This is a genomic window from Sphingomonas sp. CCH9-E2 (assembly GCF_001557215.1).
GTDB lineage: Bacteria > Pseudomonadota > Alphaproteobacteria > Sphingomonadales > Sphingomonadaceae > Sphingomonas.
On record NZ_LSJM01000086.1, the window covers coordinates 1 to 2,526 of the forward strand.

Below are 2,526 nucleotides of genomic sequence, written 5' to 3' on the forward strand. Positions count from 1 at the left end.
GGGCGGCCCCTCCGTCAGCTTCGCTGCCACCTCCCCTGCGGGGCAGGGGAGGAATAGTTGCTCGCCCGGCTACCCACCCGCTTCGATCGCGGCGCAGGCTGCGGCAAGCCGCTCCATGATCTGCGCGCGCGCTTCGGGGGTGTAGCGCAGCTTGGGCAGCGCGACCGCGAGCGCGCCTGCAGCCACGCCGTCGACCTGCACGACGCGCGCAATGCCGCACACGCCCAGCGTATATTCCTCGTCGGTAAAGGCGAAGCCGGTGTCGCGCACCGCCGCGATCTGGTCGCGCAACATCGCCTCGTCGGTGATCGTGCGCGGGGTAAACAGCGGGCGGAAGGATTCGGCAAAATAGCGCGTCAGCATCGGCTCATGGAAGCTCGACAGGATCGCCTTGCCCGCCGCCATGCAGTGCAACGGCGCGCGCGCGCCGACGCTGACCGCATAGCGCAGCGCCTGCTCGGCAGTCTCGGTCACCCGCGCTTCGATCTCCCACTCGGTCAGGGTGAAGAAGGATGTGGTTTCGTTCAGCGAGCGGCGCAGTGCGCGCACCTGCGGCGCGACGCGATCCTCGATCGACATGGCGCTGGCGGGCATGCGCAGCCGCTCGAGCCCCGGACCGGCCAGATATTGCCGTCCCTCGCGGCGCAGATAGGTCCGCTCGCACAGGGTCGCGAGCAGGTAGGACAGGCTGCTGACCGGAATCTGCAGTGCGGCGGCGATGTCCTGCGCCGCGACCCCGGCGGGATTGCCGACGACATACTCGATAATGTCGAGCGTGCGCATCGCGGATTTGACGGTTGGCTGGGTGGTTCTGGTCATTCGGCGTCCGGGTTCAGAAGGTCAGACTACCCCGGCGCTCGGCAAACCGCCATCCGGCATCGGTGCGCACGAAACGGTCGTGAAAGCTGCCGACCTTGGGCGGGCCGTCGCCGGTGAACAGCAGCATCGCGGATTCGCCGATCGCATGATCCGCGTCGATCACGTCGATCACGACATTGGAGCAGACGTGCCGCGTCGTGCGCGCCGGGCGCGCGAGGAACGCGTCGAGGATCGCGGCACGGCCGACGATCCAGTTATCCGGCGCGGTGGGTCGGCTCATCCGCCCATCCTCCACATAAAGCGCGGCGACCTCGGCCCAGCGCCCGGCGTCGTTGAGGTTGGCGTAGCGTGCGACCAGCTTGGCGCAGTCATGCTCGATCGCGCGGACGGCCTCCGGGGTCACAGCCGTGCATCCGCAATGTCCGCACCCGCACGCAGCGCGCGCAGCTTCTTCCACGTCACCTCGGGATCGATCTTGCCATAGCCGGCAAAGGTGCCGAAGCCGCAGTCGGTGCTGGCGATCACCCGGTTCTTGCCGACGATCCGCGCATAGCGCTCGATCCGCTGCGCGATCAGCTCGGGATGCTCGACATAGTTGGAACAGGTGTCGATCAGGCCGGGTGCGAGCAGTTTGTCGTCGGGCAGCGCCGCATCGCGCCATACCGTCCATTCATGCTCGTGGCGCGGGTTCGCCGCCTCGAACAGGATCGTGCCCGGGCGCGCGGCGAGGACGATGTCGATGACCTTGTCGAGCGCGATGTCGCAATCATGCGGCCCTTCATAATTGCCCCAGCAGACATGCATCCGCATCCGATCGGCCGGGATGTTCGCGGTGGCGGCGTTGAGCGCCTCGACATTGGCGGCGGCGGTCGCCAAGAACTCGGCGTCGCTCTGGTCCTGAAACCCGGTGTGGCGCGACATGGCGAGGTCGGGGCAGTCGAGCTGCAGGTCGAACCCCGCGGCGACGATCGCCTCATATTCCGGGCGCATCGCATCGACCAGATCGGCGAGATAGGCCTCATGCGACGGGTAATGGCGATTGACTTGAAATGCGGTGATCAGGCCGGGCGATGCCGCATTCATGAACCCGCGCGCGCCGCCGCCAGCCTTGTCGAGCGCATGGCGGAAGCGGCGGATATCGTCGTGCAGCGGTGCCAGCGTCTTCAGCCGCACCGGGCCGATGCAGGATGCGCGGGTGAACTCCTGGCTGCCCATGATCGCCGACAGCTTGCGCGCAAGGCCGGGATGCGCGGCGAGGTCGGCGGCGGGGCGGCGGTCGATATGCCCGCCAAACCCCTCCAGCCGCTCGATCATGTAGGTCGAGTAGCCGACCTTCCCCAATTCGCCGTCGCTGACGATGCTGACCCCGCACGCGATCTGCTGCGCCACTGCGGCATCGACTGCGGCCTGGACCAGGGCATCGAACTGCGCCGCGTCAGAGGGTTCGCCCTTGTCGCGGGCGAGCAGCAGCGGGGTCAGTTCATCACCGCGCGGAAGGCTGCCCACATGCGTCGTCGCGATCATCACCGTCTCCCTGTCAGCAAATTCGGTGATGGCATCGTTTCACGGATGTGCAAGCATCATATCCGCGAAATCAGTCGGTGGAGCTCCGGATCAGGTCGATCAGCCAGCGCAGGCCGGGATCGTTGCTGCGCGTCACATGATATTGCGCCATCTCGACCAAGGGCGGGATCGGCAGCGGCGGGG

At 67.2% G+C, this 2,526-nt stretch carries 3 protein-coding genes; all 3 read right to left on the reverse strand.

The window, feature by feature from the left end; translation table 11 throughout:
• Window positions 1-69 precede the first annotated feature (69 nt).
• From AX681_RS04725 to AX681_RS22790, 3 genes are read right to left on the reverse strand one after another with little or no spacing between them, the layout of a single operon-like run.
• Window positions 70-819: an IclR family transcriptional regulator gene (locus AX681_RS04725; RefSeq protein WP_066659529.1), complete on the reverse strand. Its 750-nt coding sequence runs from the start codon at window positions 817-819 to the stop codon at window positions 70-72.
• Window positions 820-832: 13 nt separating this feature from the next.
• Complete coding sequence (locus AX681_RS22785) at window positions 833-1,222, reverse strand: nuclear transport factor 2 family protein (RefSeq protein WP_231733722.1); 390 nt, start codon at window positions 1,220-1,222, stop codon at window positions 833-835.
• Entirely contained in the window at window positions 1,219-2,346 is a 1,128-nt protein-coding gene (locus AX681_RS22790) for a cobalamin-independent methionine synthase II family protein (protein ID WP_066659524.1), read from the reverse strand. Before AX681_RS22790 ends, AX681_RS22785 begins: the two co-directional genes overlap by 4 nt.
• Window positions 2,347-2,526 lie beyond the last annotated feature (180 nt).